This window comes from Streptomyces gilvus (assembly GCF_022513565.1).
GTDB lineage: Bacteria > Actinomycetota > Actinomycetes > Streptomycetales > Streptomycetaceae > Streptomyces > Streptomyces gilvus.
Map to the genome: position 1 here is coordinate 1 of NZ_JAKWBE010000006.1, position 19,458 is coordinate 19,458.

19 protein-coding genes are annotated in these 19,458 nt (G+C 71.3%); 10 read left to right on the forward strand and 9 right to left on the reverse strand.

Annotated elements, in window-relative coordinates:
• Nucleotides 1–36 precede the first annotated feature (36 nt).
• From MKW14_RS11480 to MKW14_RS11495, 4 genes are read left to right on the forward strand one after another with little or no spacing between them, the layout of a single operon-like run.
• Nucleotides 37–1,302 (forward strand): ABC transporter substrate-binding protein, encoded by a 1,266-nt coding sequence (locus MKW14_RS11480; protein WP_240861841.1) that lies wholly within the window; start codon nucleotides 37–39, stop codon nucleotides 1,300–1,302.
• Entirely contained in the window at nucleotides 1,299–2,357 is a 1,059-nt protein-coding gene (locus MKW14_RS41245) for a carbohydrate ABC transporter permease (protein WP_240861843.1), read from the forward strand. The genes MKW14_RS11480 and MKW14_RS41245 overlap by 4 nt, the downstream gene beginning before the upstream one ends.
• Nucleotides 2,344–3,270 carry a carbohydrate ABC transporter permease gene (locus tag MKW14_RS11490; RefSeq protein ID WP_240861845.1) on the forward strand — a complete coding sequence of 309 codons (927 nt, stop codon included), beginning with the start codon at nucleotides 2,344–2,346 and terminating at the stop codon, nucleotides 3,268–3,270. The genes MKW14_RS41245 and MKW14_RS11490 overlap by 14 nt, the downstream gene beginning before the upstream one ends.
• Nucleotides 3,267–5,072, forward strand: coding sequence for an alpha-amylase family protein (locus tag MKW14_RS11495; RefSeq protein ID WP_240861847.1), 1,806 nt, complete (start codon nucleotides 3,267–3,269; stop codon nucleotides 5,070–5,072). Before MKW14_RS11490 ends, MKW14_RS11495 begins: the two co-directional genes overlap by 4 nt.
• Before the next feature lie 573 nt (nucleotides 5,073–5,645).
• Here the strand turns inward: MKW14_RS11495 and MKW14_RS11500 are convergent.
• The 4 genes from MKW14_RS11500 to MKW14_RS11510 all read right to left on the reverse strand — a co-directional run bounded on the left by MKW14_RS11500 (nucleotide 5,646) and on the right by MKW14_RS11510 (nucleotide 8,527).
• Nucleotides 5,646–6,308: a hypothetical protein gene (locus MKW14_RS11500; protein WP_240861849.1), complete on the reverse strand. Its 663-nt coding sequence runs from the start codon at nucleotides 6,306–6,308 to the stop codon at nucleotides 5,646–5,648.
• Nucleotides 6,309–6,500: 192 nt separating this feature from the next.
• Nucleotides 6,501–6,635, reverse strand: a complete 135-nt coding sequence (locus MKW14_RS40875) for a hypothetical protein (RefSeq protein WP_276619265.1) — start codon at nucleotides 6,633–6,635, stop codon at nucleotides 6,501–6,503.
• Between the two features lie 68 nt (nucleotides 6,636–6,703).
• Complete coding sequence (locus tag MKW14_RS11505) at nucleotides 6,704–7,480, reverse strand: DUF4232 domain-containing protein (RefSeq protein ID WP_240861851.1); 777 nt, start codon at nucleotides 7,478–7,480, stop codon at nucleotides 6,704–6,706.
• A gap of 201 nt (nucleotides 7,481–7,681) precedes the next feature.
• A complete protein-coding gene (locus MKW14_RS11510) occupies nucleotides 7,682–8,527 on the reverse strand; it encodes a hypothetical protein (protein ID WP_240861853.1) in 846 nt (281 codons plus the stop codon).
• 253 nt (nucleotides 8,528–8,780) lie between these two features.
• On the opposite strand from MKW14_RS11510, the gene gad reads away from it, so the two are divergent.
• The gene (gene gad, locus MKW14_RS11515) at nucleotides 8,781–10,172 is read left to right on the forward strand and encodes a glutamate decarboxylase (RefSeq protein ID WP_374116557.1); all 1,392 of its coding nucleotides are present in this window, start codon (nucleotides 8,781–8,783) and stop codon (nucleotides 10,170–10,172) included.
• A 291-nt stretch (nucleotides 10,173–10,463) separates the two neighbouring features.
• Nucleotides 10,464–11,441 (forward strand): TolB family protein, encoded by a 978-nt coding sequence (locus MKW14_RS11520; protein WP_240861855.1) that lies wholly within the window; start codon nucleotides 10,464–10,466, stop codon nucleotides 11,439–11,441.
• On the opposite strand, the gene MKW14_RS11525 is transcribed toward MKW14_RS11520, so the two are convergent.
• Together MKW14_RS11525 and MKW14_RS11530 are read right to left on the reverse strand one after the other, a co-directional pair.
• The gene (locus tag MKW14_RS11525; protein WP_240861857.1) at nucleotides 11,429–12,016 is read right to left on the reverse strand and encodes a hypothetical protein; all 588 of its coding nucleotides are present in this window, start codon (nucleotides 12,014–12,016) and stop codon (nucleotides 11,429–11,431) included. The genes MKW14_RS11520 and MKW14_RS11525 overlap by 13 nt on opposite strands.
• Before the next feature lie 528 nt (nucleotides 12,017–12,544).
• The gene (locus MKW14_RS11530) at nucleotides 12,545–12,919 is read right to left on the reverse strand and encodes a GvpU-like protein (RefSeq protein ID WP_240861859.1); all 375 of its coding nucleotides are present in this window, start codon (nucleotides 12,917–12,919) and stop codon (nucleotides 12,545–12,547) included.
• Between the two features lie 175 nt (nucleotides 12,920–13,094).
• Here MKW14_RS11530 and MKW14_RS11535 point away from each other — a divergent pair, with 175 nt between their 5' ends.
• Nucleotides 13,095–13,868: a polysaccharide deacetylase family protein gene (locus tag MKW14_RS11535; protein WP_240861861.1), complete on the forward strand. Its 774-nt coding sequence runs from the start codon at nucleotides 13,095–13,097 to the stop codon at nucleotides 13,866–13,868.
• 105 nt (nucleotides 13,869–13,973) lie between these two features.
• On the opposite strand, the gene MKW14_RS11540 is transcribed toward MKW14_RS11535, so the two are convergent.
• Nucleotides 13,974–14,720, reverse strand: a complete 747-nt coding sequence (locus tag MKW14_RS11540; RefSeq protein WP_240861863.1) for a DUF4232 domain-containing protein — start codon at nucleotides 14,718–14,720, stop codon at nucleotides 13,974–13,976.
• A gap of 186 nt (nucleotides 14,721–14,906) precedes the next feature.
• On the opposite strand from MKW14_RS11540, the gene MKW14_RS11545 reads away from it, so the two are divergent.
• Both MKW14_RS11545 and MKW14_RS11550 read left to right on the forward strand, forming a co-directional pair.
• The gene (locus tag MKW14_RS11545) at nucleotides 14,907–16,283 is read left to right on the forward strand and encodes a helix-turn-helix domain-containing protein (RefSeq protein ID WP_240861865.1); all 1,377 of its coding nucleotides are present in this window, start codon (nucleotides 14,907–14,909) and stop codon (nucleotides 16,281–16,283) included.
• 166 nt (nucleotides 16,284–16,449) lie between these two features.
• Nucleotides 16,450–17,802 carry a S53 family peptidase gene (locus MKW14_RS11550; protein WP_240861866.1) on the forward strand — a complete coding sequence of 451 codons (1,353 nt, stop codon included), beginning with the start codon at nucleotides 16,450–16,452 and terminating at the stop codon, nucleotides 17,800–17,802.
• A gap of 126 nt (nucleotides 17,803–17,928) precedes the next feature.
• Here MKW14_RS11550 and MKW14_RS11555 read toward each other — a convergent pair whose 3' ends face one another.
• The gene (locus tag MKW14_RS11555; protein WP_240861868.1) at nucleotides 17,929–18,369 is read right to left on the reverse strand and encodes an SPW repeat protein; all 441 of its coding nucleotides are present in this window, start codon (nucleotides 18,367–18,369) and stop codon (nucleotides 17,929–17,931) included.
• A gap of 104 nt (nucleotides 18,370–18,473) precedes the next feature.
• Complete coding sequence (locus MKW14_RS11560; protein WP_374116558.1) at nucleotides 18,474–19,046, reverse strand: MarR family winged helix-turn-helix transcriptional regulator; 573 nt, start codon at nucleotides 19,044–19,046, stop codon at nucleotides 18,474–18,476.
• 135 nt (nucleotides 19,047–19,181) lie between these two features.
• Between MKW14_RS11560 and MKW14_RS11565 the strand changes: the two genes are divergently transcribed.
• A complete protein-coding gene (locus MKW14_RS11565; protein ID WP_240861870.1) occupies nucleotides 19,182–19,430 on the forward strand; it encodes a hypothetical protein in 249 nt (82 codons plus the stop codon).
• Nucleotides 19,431–19,458: the final 28 nt, after the last annotated feature.

Genomic DNA, 19,458 nt, shown 5'->3' on the forward strand with positions numbered 1-19,458 from the left:
CACCTGCTCAACCGAGCTCAACCCAAGGGACATTCGATGAAGAAGCGTTCTCTGGTCCTCGCCACGACAGCGGCAGCGACACTCGCGCTGGCAGGGTGCACCGCCTCCGGCAGCAGCACCACGGGCTCCGGCGGAAAGGTCACGATCTCCTTCGCCCACTGGGGCAACAACGAGGAGAACGCCACCCTGAAGGCGATGGTGGCCCTCTTCGAGAAGGCGAACCCGGACATCGCCGTCCAGTCCAACTGGATCCAGGGGGACTACGAGCAGAAGCTCCAGACGTCCATCGCCGGCGGGTCCGCCCCCACGGTCGCCCAGATCTCCAACACCAGCCTGCCGGGGTTCGTAGGCGCCTTCAGGAAGGCCGACGTCCGTCCCTCCGACTTCTACTCCGCGAACCTGGCACGGAGCATGAGCGTCGGCGGCACGTACTACGCCACGCCCTTCGTCGTGAAGACGAAGGCGATGGCGGTCAACAAGAAGATCTTCCAGAAGGCGGGCGTCCCCCTCCCCGCCGCGAACACCCCGATGACGACCGACCAGTTCGCCACGATCGCGGCCAAGCTCACTTCCGGCTCCGGCAAGTCGGAGGTGTTCGGCTCCGCACCGCTGTGGTTCCAGGGCTGGCTGACCGCCGAGGGCGGATCCTTCTACAACGCCGACGGAACCCGGTGCACCAACGGCTCGGCCGTCGCCGTGAAGACCGCCGACCTGATCATCCGCGCCCAGTCCTCGAACGGCTTCACCCCCAGCTACCTCGGCGCCCAGGGGCAGGACATGTTCGACTGGCTCAGCATCGGGCGGCTCGCCATGCAGCCCGACTTCGGGCCGTGGAACATCGCGCAGCTGGTCTCCCTGTCCAACAGCGCCGACTACGCCCTCGTCCCCGACCCCGGACGCGGCGAACCCATGGAGATAGACGGCCTGGCCGTCTCGAAGACCGCCGCCGGCGCCCAGGCCGCCGCCGCGCAGAAGTTCGCCACGTTCATGGCGACCGACACCGCGGCCCAGCAGCGGCTCACCACGAAGACGTCCTCGCTCGGCGTCCCGGTCGTCAAGGCGGCCGTCTCCTCGTTCGAGGCCGCCGCGCCCAGCCTGAACCTGAAGGTCTTCATCGACGCCGTCGACCAGTCCACGGTGACGGCGACGCCGAAGCAGGACCCGCAGATCCAGTCCACCTTCAACAACGAGCTGTTCTCCCGCACCGCGATCGGATCGGGCCACGACAAGCCCGCCACCGTGCTGCCGCAGCTGCAGCAGGAGTGCCAGAAGACGCTCGACAGCGCGGGCGCCGGACAGTGAACCCCGTCCTTCAGCAACTGGCCGACCTCCTCGGGCGGTTCGGTCTCGTACCCGGACTCCGGCCGCTGGTGGTCTTCCTGATCATCCTGGGCGCGCTCGCCGCCCTGGTCGCCGGCGCGCTCGCCCTCGCTGTGAAGCGCCGCTGGGTACGGCGCTCCACAGCGGCCTTCTGGCTGTTCGTCCTGCCCTGGGTGCTCGGGTTCGCCCTGTTCACCCTGGGGCCGATGCTCTACTCCCTGTGGCTGTCGTTCCTCAAGTGGGACCTGATCAACCCGCCCTCCTTCGCCGGTACGGCCAACTACCGCGCCGCCCTTCACGATCCGCTCCTCGGGCAGGCGGTCAAGGTCACCCTGCTGTACGCGGTGCTGAGCGTTCCGGCGCAGACCGTGCTGTCCCTCGCGGTGGCCCTGCTGATGAACGCCCAGGTGCGGGGAATCCACGTGTTCCGCACCATCTGGTACGTGCCCAGCCTGGTCACCGGTGTGTCGCAGACGGTGCTGTTCCTGTGGGTCTTCAATCCGCAGTACGGGCTCGTCAACGGTCTGCTCGCCCACGTCGGGATCAAGGGTCCCGCATGGTTCCAGGACCCCGACTGGGCCCTGCCCGCGGCCGCCCTCATGAGTCTGTGGACGGTCGGCGGCAACATGATCATCTATCTGGCGGGGCTCCAGGACGTACCGCCCGACCTCTACGAGGCGGCGGCCCTCGACGGCGCGGGCCGCTGGCGCCGGCTGTGGCACGTCACGCTGCCCCAGATCAGCCCCGTGATCTTCTTCAACGTGGTGACCGGACTCATCGCCGCGATGCAGACGTTCACCCAGGGCTACGTGGTCCGGCAGGCGGGCGGCGCCCCCTCCAACTCCCTGCTGTTCCTCGTGTACTACCTCTACCAGAACGGCTTCCAGTTCTTCCGCATGGGCTACGCGTCCGCGCTCGCGTGGATCCTGCTGGCCATGATCCTCGCCCTGACCGCGCTCATCTTCCGCGGAAGCGCGTTCTGGGTCTACTACGAGTCCGCCTCTCCCCGGGCCAGGAGGGCACGTGTCCGTTCATGAGATCTCCCAGGCAGCCCCGGCGCCGGCTCCCCGGCGCACACGCCCCCGTCGCGAGAACGCCGGGCGCCGGCCGCCCGTCTCCTCCGTACGCCGGCAGTCGCGGGCCGGCCGGGCCGCCTCGTTCGCCGCGCTGACCGCCGGGTCGGTCGTCTTCGCCTACCCGTTCCTGTGGATGATCGCCACCTCGCTGCGCACCCGCCAGGGCGTCGCGTCCGGCGGTGTGTCCCTGTGGCCGGTGCAGTGGGCCTTCGGCAACTACGCGCAGGGGCTGGGCTCGTTCCCGTTCTGGCGCTATCTCGGCAACTCCCTCCTCACCACGCTGATCCCGGTCGCCGGCACCGTCCTGGTCTCGTCCCTGGCCGGATTCGCCTTCGCGCGGATCCCGGCCCGCGGCCGCGGAGTCCTGTTCGCCGTGGTGCTCGGCACGATGCTGCTCCCGGCCGAGATCACCATCGTTCCGCAGTTCGTCCTGTTCCGTGAACTGGGCATGGTGAACACCCTGTACCCGCTGATCCTGCCGTACGTGTTCGGATCACCGTTCTTCATCTTCCTGTTCCGGCAGTTCTACCTCCGCCTGCCGGGCGCGCTTACGGACGCGGCCATCATCGACGGGGCCGGCTGGCTGCGCACCTGGTGGTCGATCTACCTGCCGCTGTCCAAACCCATCCTCATCGCCTCCGCCGTCCTGCAGTTCATGGCGTCCTGGAACAACTTCCTCGCCCCGGCGATCTACATCTCCAACGACCGGCTGAAGACCCTGCCGCTCGCGCTCGCGGGCTTCACCTCGGTCAACGGAACCGACATGCCCCTTCTCCTGGCCACCACCATCGTCGTCGTGCTGCCCTGCGTCGTCATCTTCTTCGCGGCGCAGCGGCACATCATCGGCGGCATCTCCTTCACTGGGACCAAATGACCAGCTCCCTCCCCACCGCGGGAATCCCCTGGATCCCGGGCATGCCCCGGCTCCGGCCCATCCGTCCCCTGTCCCTTCCCGACGGCGTACCACGGACCGTTCACGCCTATGTCGTCCCCGAGGACGCCGTGGCCGTCGTTCACACCGAATGCCGGCTGGACGAGGAGGACTCCACCCTCCGGGTTCGTCTCCGAGGCAGCGGCCGGGCCATGGCCGTCTTCCTCGTACCCGCCGCCGACGCGGTCGCCCTGTGGCGGCCCGGCAGTTCCCAGGACCAGTCCTCGCTGCCGCCGTCCTGGGCGGACGACACCCTCGTCACACCGTTCACCGGCACCGCGCTCGGCAGTCTGCTCGGCCGCAACGACCGGCCCGTCGTCACCTTCGGCGCACGTGCGGCGAACGGGCGCCTGCGGATGCGCGCCGGCATCGTCGAAGAGACCTCCGACCTGCTCCTGACCTTCGAGGCGGACCTCGCCGAAGGTCCCATGGACGCCGTCCTCGACCTGGCCTCCGACCGTTTCGAGACGGCGGTCGCCGCGATCAGCCGTGCCCTCGGCATGACCCGCCCCGCGGTGGACGCCTCCGCGTACGCGCCCGTGCTGTGCACCTGGTACTCCTTCCATCAGGCGCTCGACACCGAGCGCCTGATGGAAGAGGCCCGGACCGCGGCCGGGATGGGCTTCGGCACCCTCATCGTCGACGACGGCTGGCAGACCGCGGACTGCGACCGGGGGTACGGCTCGTGCGGGGACTGGGAGGTCCACCCCGCCAAGATCGCGGACCCGGCCGGGCTCGTCCGGACGCTCGCCGGCCTCGGCATGCGCACCCTGTGGTGGATCGGAACGCCCTTCCTGGGCCACCGCTCACGCGCCTACGCCGACGGTCTGCCCACCCTGTACGAGGAGCCGGACATGGAGGCCGCCGTCCTCGACCCCCGCTCGCGGCGCGCCCGTGACCACCTGGTGAGCCGGCTCGTGGACCTCGTGCGCGGCACGGGCGCCGCCGGACTCAAGATCGACTTCCTGGAGCGGTACGCCACCGACACGCCGGCCGCGCCGCCCGACGACGCGGTGGACGTCTCCGTCCCCACGGCGGCGCTCAGCCTCCTGGACGAGATCCACGACGCTCTCGCCCCGTATGCCCCGTCACCGATGTTCGAGTTCCGGGAACCCTATGTCTCGGCCGACACGGTCGGCCGCGCCGCGATGCTCCGTGTCGCCGACTGCCCGCTCAGTCCCGTCAACAACCGCGTGGGCATCGTGGACCTCCGTCTGACGACGCGGGGCGCGGCCGTCCACAGCGACCCCATCATGTGGGGCGAGGCGGACACCCCGGAGCGGGTGGCGCAGCACCTGCACAGCAGCCTGTTCGGCGTTCCGCAGATCTCGGTGCCGCTCCACCGGCAGTCGCCCGGGCAACTGCGGACGCTGCGCGCCTGGCTGGGGCTGTGGAACGAGTACCGCGACGTGCTCCTGCACGGCAGCCTGCGCGTCACGGGGATCGCCGGCGACTACACCACCGTCGAGGCCGCGCGGGACGGTGTCACCGTGACCGCACAGTACGCCCCCGCCTTCTCCGAGGCCCCCGCCGACGCCGAGCACTGGCTCGTGGTCAACGCCCACGACAGCGAGGTCGCGGTGCGTTCCGCCCGCCCCCGTACCGCCCGGTTCCGCATGACCGACAGCACGGGCGACGTCACGGGTGAGGGCACCGTCACGCTGGACGGCCTGTCGGTCTTCGACGTGCCCGCCGGCGGAGTCCTGCGCTTCTCCTTCGCGTCCCGGCACGGCACCCGCTCCTGAGGTGGTACGGCCCTGAAGGTGAGCCAGGTGAGGGTCTCCGACCAGCCAGCGCTGCGCCGCCACCGCCCGTGGCAGTCTCATGGGCTACAGCTCGGCGGCGCACCGCCTGCGAACCACCATGAGAGCGATCCAGCCCAGGAGCAGTACCAGGACCCCCACAGCGGGCCACGGGCCGCCCATGAGGACACCGAATGTCAGCAGGCAAGCACCGAACATCGCCGTGGCCGCGGCGGCTGACTCGGCTCGAAGCTGTGGAGCGGAACGCTTGCTCGCTGCAGGCTTGACGAGCTGACGGCCGAGGAAGACCTGCAGGGCGTTGATCACGGCCAGCAGAGCGGCAAGGTGCCGAGGACGCCGAGAGCAAGCATGAGAGCGAAGGGCATGCGTGAAGCTACACGCGCGGAGATCCGGTCGGCGCGACGGTGGGCCTGAGCGGGAAGCGAGCTCTCGCGGCGTGCTGCGGCGAGGAGACGACGCGAGCGCGGACGAGCGGCATCTCGCGGCGTCAGTTCACGGGCCGGGAGCGGGAGTTCGGTGCTCGGTTCGTTCGTTCCTCGTTGCGGTCAGTCGGGTTCACTGGAGGTGGAGGCGGCTGAGGGCGGTCGTCCAGTCCGTGACGATCGCCTGCTGGGCGGCGGCCAGGGTGACGCGGCCGGCGCAGACCGCGGTGTGGAGTTTGGTCTCCACCGGGTCCTTCTTGTTGTTGATGCCCTGGCTCGCCCTGTGGTGGGGGTCGGCCGGTTCGACCCACAGGTTGCGGGGGTCGTTGGGGTCGCCGCCGAGTTGGAGGCTTATGAGGTGGTCGTACTCGCCCTCCCGCAGGCTGCCGGTGAAGTCGTAGGAGGCGGCGTTGAGTTTCTTCTCCTTGCCGGTGACGTACGCGGAGGGGCGCACGCCCGAGGTGTATCCCCCCTTGCGGCATATCGTCGACTTGATGTTCGCCTGCGTGACGGCCGGGGATATGGCACCCGGGGTGCACTTGGGGTCCTCCAGCGGCTCCCCGTGCTCGTATCGGTAGTGGCAGGTGCCCGGCGCCGGTTGCCGCTGGACGGTGTAGTGCTTCTGCGGCCCCGCACCCACCGCTATCGCCCGCCCCGAGCCCGTCGTACCGGCCGCTCCTCCCGCGGGGCTGCCGCTCCCCGACGGGGCCGAGCTGCCGAGCGAGGTGGACCTGCATCCGGCCAGCACCAGACAGGCGAGGACGACGGGCGGCACGAGACGGCGGACGGAACGCATGACGACCCCTCACAGGCAGGCGATGACTGAGCAGATACTCCCCCACGGGGTCACGGCGCTACCGCGCGGGGCACAGCTCTTGAGCGGGTCTTGGGGCGGTCGGGCCCCTTCGCCGTCGTGTCCCCGCACACGGGAAACCGATCGGCCTGCGTCGAGGCAGGCCGATCGGTTACGTGTGCGCGGCTCGGGCCGTCAGGTCGTGTGGTCGCGGCGGAGGACCCCCGCCTCCGTCGCCGCGTGGCCGGTGGTGCCGAGGACGACGACCTGGAAGGCCGCGCCGATGTAGGCGGTGACGAAGCGGGAGATCCTGCGGGTGCTGCTGCGCATGGCGGGCTGCCTGCCTTCCGGGGTCGTGGGCTGCTGTGCGGCTGCTGTCCGTGGGGCTCGCGCCCGGGTCACCAGGTGAGGGCGTCGTCCATCGACTGCTGCCAGTACGTGACCTTGATCGAGTCGTCGATGTGGACGCCCTTGGCCGGCAGCGCGGGGTGGGCGGCGGCGCCGACGTTCCCGGACAGGGAGCGGCCGTAGAAGTAGACGGTCAGGGAGTTCGCGGTGCGGCCCTTCCCGCCGCTGCCGTCGGCGGCGGACAGGCTGACGGCCGCGTACCCGGACTGGCCCGGCTCGAGCGTGACGACCGCCTGGGGCTGCGACTCGTCGATGACCGGCGGCTCGGACTGGGCGTCGGTGAACTGCACGCTCGGGTAGCCGTAGAGGAAGCAGGTCTTGCTGCCGGTGTTGGTCACGGTGAGCAGCATGTGGTTGACGGGGCGGTTCAGCGGGGCCGCGACCGTCTTGGTGTTGGACCCCTCGCAGGTGACCGTCCGGCCGGAGGAGGCGGGCGCCTTCGGGGCGGAGGTGCGCCCGGTCTGCTGCGAACCGCCGGTGGTCGAACCGGAATTCGTGGAACCCGTGGAGCCCGTGGAGCCGGAAGCGCCGGTGGAGCCGGAGGCGCCGGTGGAGCCCTGGGAGGTCGTCGTGCCCGTCGAACCCGTGGAGCCGGAGTCCGCGCCCGGCGAGGCCGTCCCCGTCGCGGTGCTCGTGGAGGTGGTCGTCGCCGCGCCCTCGTCGTGGGCGCCGGTTCCGTCGTTGCACGCGGTCAGGGAGAGCGCGGCGAGTACGGCGGTCGCGGCGGCGGCTGCGAGACGGGTGCGGGAGGTACGGAGAGCGGTCATGTCGCTGTGCCCCTTCAGGTGTTCGGGTGGCGGTGGTGACTGGATGACCGAAGCTTGCGAGGTGATCCGTCCCAACCGCCACGTCCAGCGGGGTGTTGGGGACGCTGGAACGCCGAAACACCCTCCGACCAGGGGAAACACACGTCCCTTGGAACGGGTGAATGGGATGCGGAAGCTATGGGAACGGCTCTCGGAGTGCTCTCAGGGGTGCTCGCCCAGCTGCAGAACACCGGCCGCGGAGAAGCACGCGGCGCCGAGGAGGGTGCCCCAGTCGGCGATGCCGGCGTTGATCGGAGCGCCGGTGGCGGGGCGGGTGTAGGCGACGATCGCCGAGACCATGAAGAGGGCGGAGCCGAACTGGTTCACGGCGACGATCCACCAGCCGAGGCTGCGGCGGCGCAGACAGGGCCGGCCGCGGTGGCAGATCTCGGCGAAGGCGAGGTGGCCGGAGATCAGGAACAGCACGCAGCCGATCATGTCCGGCGCCCAGACCAGCCGGTTGGTCTGCTGGACGCTCAGCCCCCTGAGGAAGGAGTCCAGCAGGTCCACGGCGAACACCAGCGTGCCGGCGAGGAGGACGAACGCGCTCAGCCAGTCCACCCGCGCCGGCTCGTAGCTCCACCAGCGCCAGTGGCGGGTGACCAGGCGCCCCTCGCCGCCGGGTACGTGCCGGGGGGCGTTGACGACCTGGAGCAGGGAGACGTATCCGCCGGTGGTGAAGAACAGTCCGCCGGCGAAGTAGATCGAGGCGCAGGTGGTGGCGTCGCCGGAGCCGAACTGGGCGACGCCCGCCCCGGCCGCGAAGAGCGCGCCGCCGATGACGAAAGCGGTCGCGGCGACGGCGTTGAGCCTGCGCAGCCGGGCGAGGGCGAGGGCGTCGCCCCTGACGTCCCGGCCGGCCGGTGCGCCGGAGGGCCGGACCGCGATGGTGCCGCGGCGCCGGGCCGGCCGTGACTCCCAGACGGCGGTGCCGCCGCCCGGCGGCCGCCAGGTGAGCCGCGTGGTGAACGGCCCCGCGCCCTCGGCGCGTTGCTCGGCGGAGGTCATGCGAGCGGAATCGACAGGTCGCCGCGTACGTCGGTCATGGCACTTCCCGGGTCGGTGGGCTCACGGGGCCTTCGCGGTGCTCGTCCCCGGACAGGCATCGACTCTGCCAGAGCCGATCACGCACAACGGGCATTTGGGGCGACGTTTCTGTTCCCGGGCGCTCCCACGGGTGGAGTACACCCGCTGTCGGGTGCCGGTCACCACCCATAGCCTCCGAAGAAGACCCGGCAGGACGACGCGAGAGGTGCGATCGGTGGCTCTGCACAACGCTCAGGAAAGGGCCGTCGACCCGGCCGCCGACATCTTCACGTCACCCATCAGCGAGCAGCCCCTGACCAAGCGGTCCATGCCGGACCTGCCGGCCCTTCCGCACGTCGTCTTCCAGCTGCTGCGCGGCGAACTGCTCCTCGACGGCAACGCGGCGCAGAACCTCGCGACCTTCTGCACCACCTGGACCGACGACGAGGTCCGGCGCCTGATGGACCTGTGTCTCGACAAGAACATCGTCGACAAGGACGAGTACCCGCAGACAGCGGAGATCGAGTCCCGGTGCGTCAACATCCTCGCCGACCTGTGGCACGCGCCCGGCGGCGGTGCGGGGACCGAGCCCGCCGTGGGGTGCTCCACCACCGGCTCCAGCGAGGCCGCCATGCTCTGCGGTCTCGCCCTGAAATGGCGCTGGCGCGACCGCCGCCGGGCCGCCGGCCTGCCGGCCGACCGGCCGAACCTGGTGTGCGGGCCGGTGCAGGTGTGCTGGGAGAAGTTCGCCCGCTACTTCGACGTGGAGCTGCGCCAGGTGCCGGTGGAGCCGGGCGCGACCGGCCTGCAGGCGCATCAGCTGCGCGAGTACGTCGACGAGAACACGATCGGCGTCGTGGCGATCCTCGGGGTGACCTACACCTGCACCTACGAACCCGTCGCGGAGATCGCGGCCGAACTCGACCGTATCCAGCGGGAGAAGGGCCTCGACGTTCCCCTGCACATCGACGCGGCGTCCGGCGGGTTCATCGCCCCCTTCCTCCACCCCGACCTGGAATGGGACTTCCGCCTGCCCCGGGTCGCCTCCATCAACGCCTCCGGGCACAAGTACGGCATGGCCCCGCTCGGCGTGGGCTGGGCGCTGTGGCGCGACAAGGCGGCCCTGCCCGGGGACCTGGTCTTCCACGTCGACTACCTCGGCGGCGACATGCCCACGCTCGCCCTGAACTTCTCCCGCCCCGGCGGCCAGGTCGTCGCCCAGTACTACATGTTCCTGCGCCTGGGCCGCGAGGGGTACCGGCGCGTCTACCAGGCCTGCGCCGACACGGCGCAGCACCTCGCCCGCCAGGTCGCCGGCATGGGCCCCTTCACCCTGCTCTACGACGGCGCCGGAGCGCTCCCGGCCGTCTCCTGGACGCTGACCGACCCGGGCTCGGTGGGCTGGAGCCTGTACGACCTGTCCGACCAGCTCCGTATGCGCGGCTGGCAGGTCCCGTCGTACCCGCTGCCGCCCGACCGCCAGGAGACCGTCATCCAGCGTGTGCTCGTGCGGCACGGCGTCGACCGGGACGAGATCGAACTCCTCGCCGAGGACATGCGCCGGGCGATCGAGCGCCTCGACAAGGGGCATCCGCACGACTCCGCCCGCGTCGGCTTCCACCACTGACCGCTGCCGCCGGAAGCACGGACCAGCACAGAGCAGCACGAAGCAGCAGCACGAAGCAGGGAGCAGCACGGACCCCGGGCCGGTGGCCCGGGGTCCGTGACGTTTCCTCGTCTCGTCCGACCCGTTATTGCACAGCTGTGACGGCGGACGCACAGCTCCGTGATGCCCCGGAGGAAGACTTCTCCCATCGCGCAGAGCGGCAAGCCGAGCGGGCCGGTCCGGGCCCCGGGGGCGGCAGGCGGTTCCCGCGAGTCCGTCGCCGCAGCGTCGTTCACATTCCTGGGGGAACCGATGTCCGCTCGCAACCGCCGCAGCTCCACAGCCCTCGTCACCGCCGGTGTCGCCGCACTGCTCGCCCTGAGCGGCGCGGCCGCCACCGCGATGGCCCTCCCGTCCTCCGGCCGTGAGGCCAGGGGCAGCGCCGCGATGGTCGCCGCGGCCGCGTCCACCCACACCCTCAGCGTGCCCAGGGGGCTCACCCTCAGCGACGGCACCCGGCACGTCGTGGTCGGCGGCAGGTCGATCGACTTCGGCACCGTCGTCCGTGACCTGGCCTGGAACCCCGGCGGCACCAAGGCCGCCTTCATCGACGGGCACGGCAACCTGGACGTCTCCGACCCCGACGGCAGCCACCGGGTGACCGTCGCCGCCAACCCGGGCGGACAGACCTGGTCCCACCCCACCTGGCAGGTCGCCGCGGCCGACCGGACGAACGGCATCCCCGCGAAGAACAACATCATCTTCTCCGCGAAGATCCACGGCAGCACCGTGCTCGAGCGGGTCAAGGCCACCAGTGACCACGGCAAGCCGGCGAAGCTCGGTCTGAACGGCGAACCGGGCGAGGGCGGCGTCCCGCAGACGAACAACACCTGGCCCAACGCCGGCGGGTCGTACGGCACGTCCGTCTACGAGAACACCCGCACCGGCGAGGTCTACATCCGGGACGACTACCTGCGTCAGCAGGGCGGTGCGCTGGCCAGGGGCTCCGAGCCCGCGCTCTCCCCCGGCGAGGAGGAGGTCGTCTTCGTGCGCTCCGTCGGCGGGCACGACCACCTCTTCGTCGACGACCTGAGCGCCGGCACCAACGCCGCCAAGGACATCACCCCGCACGCCACCACCGACTACACCGAGCCCGCCTGGTCGCCCAACGGCAGGACCATCGCCTTCCGCACCCCCACCGGCACGTACACGGTCACGAAGACCGCCCACGGCTGGGGCAAGCCGGTCAAGGCCACCACGCACACCGGGCTGCCGGCCTACCGCGGCTGACCGCCGCCCAACGGGCCTCCCGTGCGCGCGAGTTCGGCCCGCAGCTCCTCCAGGTGCTGGTCGGCCGTGTCATGCGGCAGGTACTCGACCACGTCGAGGAAGCGGAACAGGACCCGGGACGGGGTGACGGCGAACTCGTAGTCGGCGAACCCCACCACGGCACCCAGCTCACCACGCACGGCGCCCCGGACGACATGCTCGGTCATGTCGTCCGGGGTCTGTGCGCTCAGCCCCCGCCGGGCGTTGGGGCGGGCCAGGTACGGGCACACCATCGAGGCGTAGAGCATGCACGCACGGTGCCCCGGGGCCTCCAGCGTCGCCGCCATGTTGCGGTACGGCCGCCCCGCCGCGAGCGCCTCACGGATCGCGGAGCTCTCGGCGGCGCCGACGACCCGCCACACCGGGCCCCTGGGCATCAGCGTGTCGCACACCGAGCACAGACGCCGCCGTGCGCACTCGGCGCTGCGGTCGTAGTCGGTGAGTGCGAACCGGGGCTCGTCGCCCTCCCACGGGGTGATGGCGGGGACCGGGTAGCCACGGCTGTCACGAGGCCTGGCCTCGACGCTCGCCGGCATGGGAACGGAGTCGAATCGCACACCTCATGTTCAACCACCCACCCGCCCCACCGCGACGGATACCGCACAACAGGCCTGCAACCGCGCGCACGCCCCCGGGGTCCCGGCCGGGTCCCCCGCGGCAGAGACGTCCGGAAGCGACCAGGGAGAGCGCGTCCTCCCGGGCGTCATGGCCTGCCCGTGTGGAATGGGCCGCCCCGACGGCGTCTGCCCGGGGAAGTGCTGGTCCGGCCAGTGCGTCGAGACGGGGATCCTCACCCGCCTCCGCCCCGACCACACGGCTGGGCGAGCGTCGGCCCGCCCCCGTTCACCGGGCCGGATTCCTGGTCCCCGAGGCCGCGGCGCCCCCGCGACCCCGCGGTGGGCCACTCGAACCGTGGACCAGGCCGGTGCTCCCCGCGCCGAGGGCTTCCCCGGGGTGCGCGCGCCCTGGTCCGGAGCGGCCGCGGCGCCGAGCGGGGCGGCTTCGTCAGCGCCTGCCGCCGCCCCGGCCGCTCCGGACACGAGTGGCCCCGTGGGGCGGGCGGCTCAGCGGTCCGTGTAGGTGAGGTCGCCGACCGTCCATGCGCTGACGTCCTTGATCGCCACGCGGTACATGCCTCCCGTCTCCGGGATCCCGAGGCTGCCCTGCAGGATCCGGGCGAGATGGAAGTGCAGATGGGTGGGCGCCTCGCCGCGTGCGGGGCCCTTCGCTCGCGGTGAGCCGGCGAAGACGTCCGAGAAGGGGCCGAGACGGTCCGAGTTCTTCAGGACCTCCGCCACCCGCTCGCGCCACACGGCCTCGGGTGCCAGCCGGCCGGTGATGACGGCACCGCCGACGACGACGGTGAGCGCCATCTGATTGCTCCGCTCGGACTCCACCGCGGCGGAGATGGCGACGAGCAGCTCATCAGGGTTCGACATGGCAGGAGTTTATTCCGGACGGGACGCACGCCGGGCCGAACGAGTTGTCCGTGAACCTCCCCGGAATTGTCCGTGATCCGTAACGGACGCATCCGCCGGTCCTCCCCGCTCGTCCTGCCAGGTGGTCGAGGGGCGGCCGAAGGCCGGCGAGGAACTGAGCGGAAGCGGGGCGGACATGGCACGGCACGTCGGTGGGCGGGGCTGGTACGGCAAGGTGATCGGCGCGGCGCTCGGGGTGACGCTGCTGGCTGCCGGGGCCTCGGTGTGGACCGCGCAGGCCGGTGCCGTGAACGGGTCGTCGCCGCGCACGAACGCGTCGGCCAAGCGGAACCCCGAGGTCAGGCCGGTCGCCGTGACCATCGTCCACGCCTCCGACAAGGGCCCCCGCGGCGTCAACATCACCATCGACGACGGCCCCGACCCGGTGTGGACGCCGCAGGTGCTCGACGTGCTCCGGCCGTACGGGGTGAAGGCCACGTTCTGCATGGTGGGGACGCAGGCGCAGGCCCACCCCGACCTCGTGAGGAAGGTGGTCGCGGCCGGACACCGGCTGTGCGACCACTCGGTCTCGCACGACACCACGATGGACAAGAAGCCCGAGGCCTACCAGTCGAAGGAGATTCTCGACGCCGAACGCATGATCACCGAGGCGTCCGGGGGCGTACGGCCGATGTACTACCGGGCGCCCGGCGGGGCGTTCACCCCCTACAGCCGCAAGCTGGCCGCTTCCAAGGGCATGCGGCCCCTGGGCTGGAACGTGGACTCCAAGGACTTCGAGCGGCCGGGCGCGGACGCCATCGTCGCCACCGTCCAGCGGGAGGTGCCGAACGGTCCGACGCTCCTGTTCCACGACGCGGGCGGCGACCGCTCCCAGACCGTCGAGGCGCTGCGCCGGATCCTCCCCTGGCTCAAGGAGCAGGGCTACTCCTTCGGCTTCCCGGTGCACTGAGCCCGGGGACACATAGCCCCGGGACACAGAGCGCCGGCCGCCGGTCTGCATGAGCCCAAACGTTTGGGTTGTTGTTTCCCTACCGTGCGGGAAGCCGGGCCGGGGTCACCAGCCGAGGGCGTCGTCCATCGACTGCTGCCAGTAGCTGACCTGGAGCGAGTCGTCGATGTAGACGCCCTTCGCGGGCAGCGCCGGGTGGGCGGCGGCGCCGACGCTCCCGGACAGGGAGCGGCCGAAGAAGTGGACGGCGAGGGACTTCACCGTGCGGCCGTCGGCGCCGCTGCCGTCGGTGGCGGACAGGCTCACCGACGCGTAACCGGACTCGCCGGGCTGGAGGGTGACGACCGCCTGCGGCTTCGACGCCTCGATGACCGGGGGCACCGCCTGGGCGTCGGTGAACTGGACGGCCGGGTAGCCGTAGAGGTAGCAGGTCCTGCTGCCGGTGTTGGTCACGGTGAGCAGCATGTGGTTCACGGGCCGGGTCAACGGGGCCGCGACCGTACGGGTGTTGGATCCCTCACAGGTGACCGGCTTGCTGGAGGTGGCGGGGGCCTTCGGGGCGGGGGTGCGCCCGGTCCGCTTCGAACCGGCGGCGCTCGAAGTGGAACCGGTCGAGCGGGAGACGTTCTTGGCGACCGTCGAGGTCGTCGCGCTCGCCGAAGCCGTGGGGTGCGGGGACGCGACGGAGCCGGCCGGAACCACGTCCGACGAGGAGTTCGTGGCGGCGCTCGTCCCGGCGCCCTCGTTCTTGGCGCCCGTCCCGTCACCGCACGCGGTCAGGGAGAGCGCGGCGAGAACGGCGGTCGCGGCGACGCCGGCGAGACGGGTGCGGGAGGTGCGGAGCTTGAACATGCGTCTGAGCCCTTCGTTGTTCGGGTGGCGGTGGTGATTGGATGACCGAAGCTTGTGCGGCGATCCGTCCCAACCGCCACGCCCAGCGGGCAGTTGGGGATGCCGGAACGCCGGAACGGGCGCCGACCTGGGCGAACGCAGGGGCCCTGGAACGCGCGACTGGAACGCGGGGGTTGAGGGGAACGAGTGTCGGGAGCAACGGAGGCCGAGCGGACCGAGGAGTTCGCGCGGCTGCTACGGGAGTTGAAGGACCGCTCGGGGCTGAGTTACGGGGTGCTCGCCAAGCGGCTCCACATGAGTACGTCGACACTGCACCGCTACTGCAACGGCACTGCGGTGCCGGTCGAGTACGCGCCGGTGGAGCGCCTCGCCAGGGTCTGCCGGGCGACTCCGCAGGAGCTGGTGGAGCTGCACCGCCGCTGGATCCTGGCGGACGCGGCGCGGGGGCGCAGGACCGAGGCGGCGGACGCGGGGACGGCGGCCGAGGCGGGGACGGGGGCCCAGGCGGCAGCGGCGGGCTCGGATCAGGGCCCGGTGACCGGTTCCCATCCGGGAGTGGGCTCCGACAGCACCGCCGACGCGGACCCGCACGGGCAGGACGATGCCGACGACGAGCCGGTCGTCGTGGACGTCCCCGGCGGATCCGCGCCGCCGCGTCGGCTGGGGCAGGGCCGCCGTACCGCGCTGATCGCCTCCGTCGCCGCGGCGGCCGTCGTGGGAGCCGTGGTGTTCGCCGTGCAGCCGTTCAACGGGGACGACACGGCTGCCCGGCGGCCGGCCGGGGTGACTGAGCGGGCCGACGACACGGCGGACGCCTGGAAGCCCTCCCCCACCCCGTCGCCGAGCGGAGCGAGCGCGTCGGCCTCCGTCTCCCCTTCCGTGTCCGCGAGTTCGGGGTCCGGGAAGCCGAAGAGCGGCGGTGCACAGGGCGCCGAGAAGCCCGCCGCCGACGCCACCGGCAGCGCCGTACCGCTCACCGTCGGCACCCGGCCCTACGTCTACGACAGTCCATGCAGCCAGCACTTCCTGGTCGACAGCGAACCCGCGCAGGTCGGTCCGCCGGCCAGTGAGCAGGACGCGCCGCGCTGGGCCGCCGCGTACGGGGCGGTCTCCTCGGGCGAGCAGGAGATCGCCCTCACCGTCCAGGGCACCGGCGCCGAGACGGTCGTACTGGAGGCGATGCACGTCCGCGTCCTGAGCAAGGGCACGCCGCTCGCCTGGAACGACTACTCGATGGGCGTCGGCTGCGGCGGTGGCGTGGAGACCAAGTCCTTCGACATCGCCCTCGACAGCGGCAGCCCCACGGTCACCGTCAAGGGCGGCCAGCGCGACTTCCCGTACAAGGTCAGCGAGTCCGACCCGGAGGTCTTCTACGTCGTCGCCCACACCACGGCGTACGACGTCCGCTGGGACCTCACCCTGGACTGGTCCAGCGGCAGCCGCCGCGGCACCGTCCACATCGACAACTCGGGAACGCCGTTCCGTACCAGCGCGGACGCGAACCGGCCGGGCTACGACTACCCGCTGGGCGGCAGTGAGTGGATCAAGCGGGAGGACGGCTGACGCGGAGTCAAGGGAGCGCCACCCGGCGGTCCGTCATGGGTAAAGGGTTCTACATCGTCCGTTCAACGGCCTTGATATGTGCATGACCCGTTCGATGGGATGCGCGGAGACCTCGTCGCGGCCATTGTCGCGATCACTCGTGAGACTCCGAACCACAGGGGGATCCATGCACATAGCCCGTACCGGGCTGGGCCTCGCGGCCGCCACGTCGGCCGCCGCCCTCGCGGTCACCGCGCTGGGGACCGCCGCGCCCGCCGCCGTACCGCACACCCTGGCGGTACCGGCCGTCGCCGGGCACACCCTGGTGCACGGTGTGAGCAGCCCGCTCAGCAGTGAGCAGTGCCAGGCCAAGTGGCACATCAACTGCTACAACCCGCTGCAGTACCGCACCGCGTACGACCTCAACGCCCTCTACAAGAAGGGCGTCACGGGCAAGGGACGCACCATCGTCATCGTCGACTCCTACGGCTCGCCGACCGTGCAGCACGATCTCGACGTCTACAGCAGGCAGTTCGGGCTGCCCAGCACCAAGGTGCAGGTGGTCAAGTGGGGGCACGTCCCCGCCTTCGACCCCAAGAACTCCGACATGACCGGCTGGGCCGGCGAGAGCACGCTCGACGTCGAGATGGCGCACGCGGTGGCGCCCGCGGCCAGGATCGTGCTGGTGGAGACGGCCGTGTCCGAGACCGAGGGCACCACCGGTCTGCCGGAGATGATGGACGCCGAGAAGCACCTGATCGACCACGGCGTCGGCGATGTCATCAGCCAGAGCTTCGGTGCCACGGAGAACACCTTCCCCGGCTTCGACAAGGGCGACTTCTCCAGCATCAAGAAGCTGCGGTACGCCTTCAAGGACGCCGACAAGAAGCATGTGACGGTGCTGGCCGCCTCCGGTGACGGCGGCGCGACCGACCTCCAGCTGGACGGCAAGACGTACTACAAGAAGCGGGTCAACTCCTGGCCCTCCTCGGACCCGCTGGTCACCTCGATCGGCGGCACCCAGCTGCACCTGAACGACAAGGGTCAGCGCGTCAAGCCGGACAGCGTCTACAACGACTACGGCTCCGGCGGTGGCGGCCAGTCCCACGTGTTCACCCGCCCGTCCTTCCAGAACGGTGTGAAGAAGGTCGTCGGCGCCCGCCGCGGCACCCCGGACGTCTCGATGGCCGCCGCGGTCAACGGCGGCGCCTGGATCTACTCCAGCTACGACCCGACCGCCGTCGGCTGGGACGTCACCGGCGGCACCAGCGAGGCCACCCCGCTCTTCGCGGGCATCGTCGCCCTCGCCGACCAGGCGGCCGGCCACCGGGTGGGCAACATCCAGCAGGCCCTGTACGGCCTCTACGCCCATCACGCCAAGAGCAACGGCGTCGTCGACGTCAACGACGGCACGGACAACAGCTACGAGGGCGTGACCGGCTACAAGGCGGTCAACGGCTACGACCTCGCCACCGGCGTCGGCACGGTGGACGCCCTGCGCTTCGTCCCGGCCCTCGCGAAGGCGAGCCGCCACGGCTGACGCGCGTCACCGCACGAGGACGGCCCGGGTCATCGCACCCGGGCCGTCCGGCGTTCCGGCACCCGGTCGGGGCGAAGGGAGACCCGGCGACGGAGCCTCCTCGTCGCCGGGTCGTGCGGAGGGATGTCAGCGGGCCGGGGTGACGGCCCGGCGGGGGCCGCGTGCCGCCATACCCGTGGTCACGAGACCGAGGAGCACGGCGACCGCACCCGTCACCACGTTGCTGACGATGGTGCCCGTGGTGGCGGAGGCGTGCTGCACGGCCCAGGGGGCGATGATCGCCCAGATGCCGATGGCCATGGCGACCCAGCCCATGCCGTAGGTGCGCTCGTACGCCGAGCCGAAGCCGATGGCCAGCACGGCCAGGGCGATTCCGGTGACGAGGTTGCTGACGGCCAGCGGGTCGCCGTTGAAGCCCACGACCCAGGGGGAGATCGCGAGATAGAGCCCGGTCAGCAGGGTCAGACCTTCGGTGGCCTGCGTCACGGGCAGGGCCGAGGTCTCCGCGTACCGGGCGCGGAGTGCGATCAGGTCGGGGTGCTGTTCGATGTGCGGATGTGTGGCCATGGACGGCCACCCCCCTCCACTGCTGGACAGAAAGGGTTCACTGAGCGGGTTTCCGCCGGGGGTCGGGCCAATCGTGGCAGAGTGCAATAATCGAGGAAATTTGCTTACGGGGCCGGGTTGAGCGGGTCGTCGACGATCCCGGCGAGGCGGTCGGCCTCGTCGGTCGGGTCGAGGGTCAGGTCGAGGTCGTCGGCGGCCGCCGTCAGGGCCCGCAGGGCGGGGACGAGGCCGGCGCGTTCGCGGGCGGGCAGGCGTTCGACCAGGGCGCGGATCGCCGACCGCCGGTGCTGCAGGACGCGGTCGGTCAGCGCCTGCCCCTCGGGGGTGAGCCGAAGGACCACCTCGCGGCGGTTGTCCGGGTTGACGCGTCGGTCGATGAGGCCGAGGGACTCCAGGCGTTCGACCATGCGCAGGGCCGTGGAGGGGTTGACCCCGAGGGTCGCGGCCATCGCGGCCAGCTTGATCGGGCCGCAGGTGCGCAGCGCGACGAGCGAGCGCAGCTGGGGCAGTGTGAGCGACACGTCGACGGCGCCGAGGGCACGGGCGGAGAGCGCGACGATCAGCCGGGAGGCGGCCATGACCGCCAGCGTGACGTCCTCGGCCTCACGGTCGGCGCCGCCGTCCCCGGAAACGTCGGGCGTCCCCTCGCGGTCCGTCTCCTGCCCACCCCGGGACATCTCGCTCCCCTCTCCTTCGCCGACGGTCGGGCGGTCGCCGGCCGCCCCTGGTGACCATTGCAGAGTGCAATGGTAAGCTGTAGTGGCAGATCGGGGCCGTGCGGGCGCGACGGCTCCGGGCCAAGGGTGATGACCATGCGGACCGAACCGATACGCGAAGCCTATTCCTTCGTCTGCCTGCGCTGCGGGCACGCCTGGGAGGGCGTGTACGAGATCCGTCACGCCCTGGACGCCGCCGGGCGTCCCCGGGTCGACTACTACGTCAAACCCGGCTTCAGGGTGCCGTCCCCGCTCACCGAGAACACCTGCCGGGTGTGCCTGGGCCACACGATCCGCATCCTGCGCCCGGGCCGGGTCCGCTCCGCCCACCCCGCTCCCCGGTGACGGCGCCGGTCCCCTCCCGGCCGTGACG

Bases quoted from the DNA above. Each gene is read 5' to 3' on its own strand.
- MKW14_RS11540 (WP_240861863.1), bottom strand. From the start codon at position 14,720: ATGTTCAAGCTCCGCACCTCCCGCACCCGTCTCGCCGGCGTCGCCGCG.
- MKW14_RS40875 (WP_276619265.1), bottom strand. From the start codon at position 6,635: ATGCGCAGCAGCACCCGCAGGATCTCCCGCTTCGTCACCGCCTACATC.
- MKW14_RS11495 (WP_240861847.1), top strand. From the start codon at position 3,267: ATGACCAGCTCCCTCCCCACCGCGGGAATCCCCTGGATCCCGGGCATG.
- MKW14_RS11480 (WP_240861841.1), top strand. From the start codon at position 37: ATGAAGAAGCGTTCTCTGGTCCTCGCCACGACAGCGGCAGCGACACTC.
- MKW14_RS11565 (WP_240861870.1), top strand. From the start codon at position 19,182: ATGCGGACCGAACCGATACGCGAAGCCTATTCCTTCGTCTGCCTGCGC.
- MKW14_RS11520 (WP_240861855.1), top strand. From the start codon at position 10,464: ATGTCCGCTCGCAACCGCCGCAGCTCCACAGCCCTCGTCACCGCCGGT.
- MKW14_RS11525 (WP_240861857.1), bottom strand. From the start codon at position 12,016: ATGCCGGCGAGCGTCGAGGCCAGGCCTCGTGACAGCCGTGGCTACCCG.
- MKW14_RS11510 (WP_240861853.1), bottom strand. From the start codon at position 8,527: ATGACCTCCGCCGAGCAACGCGCCGAGGGCGCGGGGCCGTTCACCACG.
- MKW14_RS11530 (WP_240861859.1), bottom strand. From the start codon at position 12,919: ATGTCGAACCCTGATGAGCTGCTCGTCGCCATCTCCGCCGCGGTGGAG.
- MKW14_RS11555 (WP_240861868.1), bottom strand. From the start codon at position 18,369: ATGGCCACACATCCGCACATCGAACAGCACCCCGACCTGATCGCACTC.
- MKW14_RS11560 (WP_374116558.1), bottom strand. From the start codon at position 19,046: ATGTCCCGGGGTGGGCAGGAGACGGACCGCGAGGGGACGCCCGACGTT.
- MKW14_RS11505 (WP_240861851.1), bottom strand. From the start codon at position 7,480: ATGACCGCTCTCCGTACCTCCCGCACCCGTCTCGCAGCCGCCGCCGCG.
- MKW14_RS11500 (WP_240861849.1), bottom strand. From the start codon at position 6,308: ATGCGTTCCGTCCGCCGTCTCGTGCCGCCCGTCGTCCTCGCCTGTCTG.
- MKW14_RS11535 (WP_240861861.1), top strand. From the start codon at position 13,095: ATGGCACGGCACGTCGGTGGGCGGGGCTGGTACGGCAAGGTGATCGGC.
- MKW14_RS11550 (WP_240861866.1), top strand. From the start codon at position 16,450: ATGCACATAGCCCGTACCGGGCTGGGCCTCGCGGCCGCCACGTCGGCC.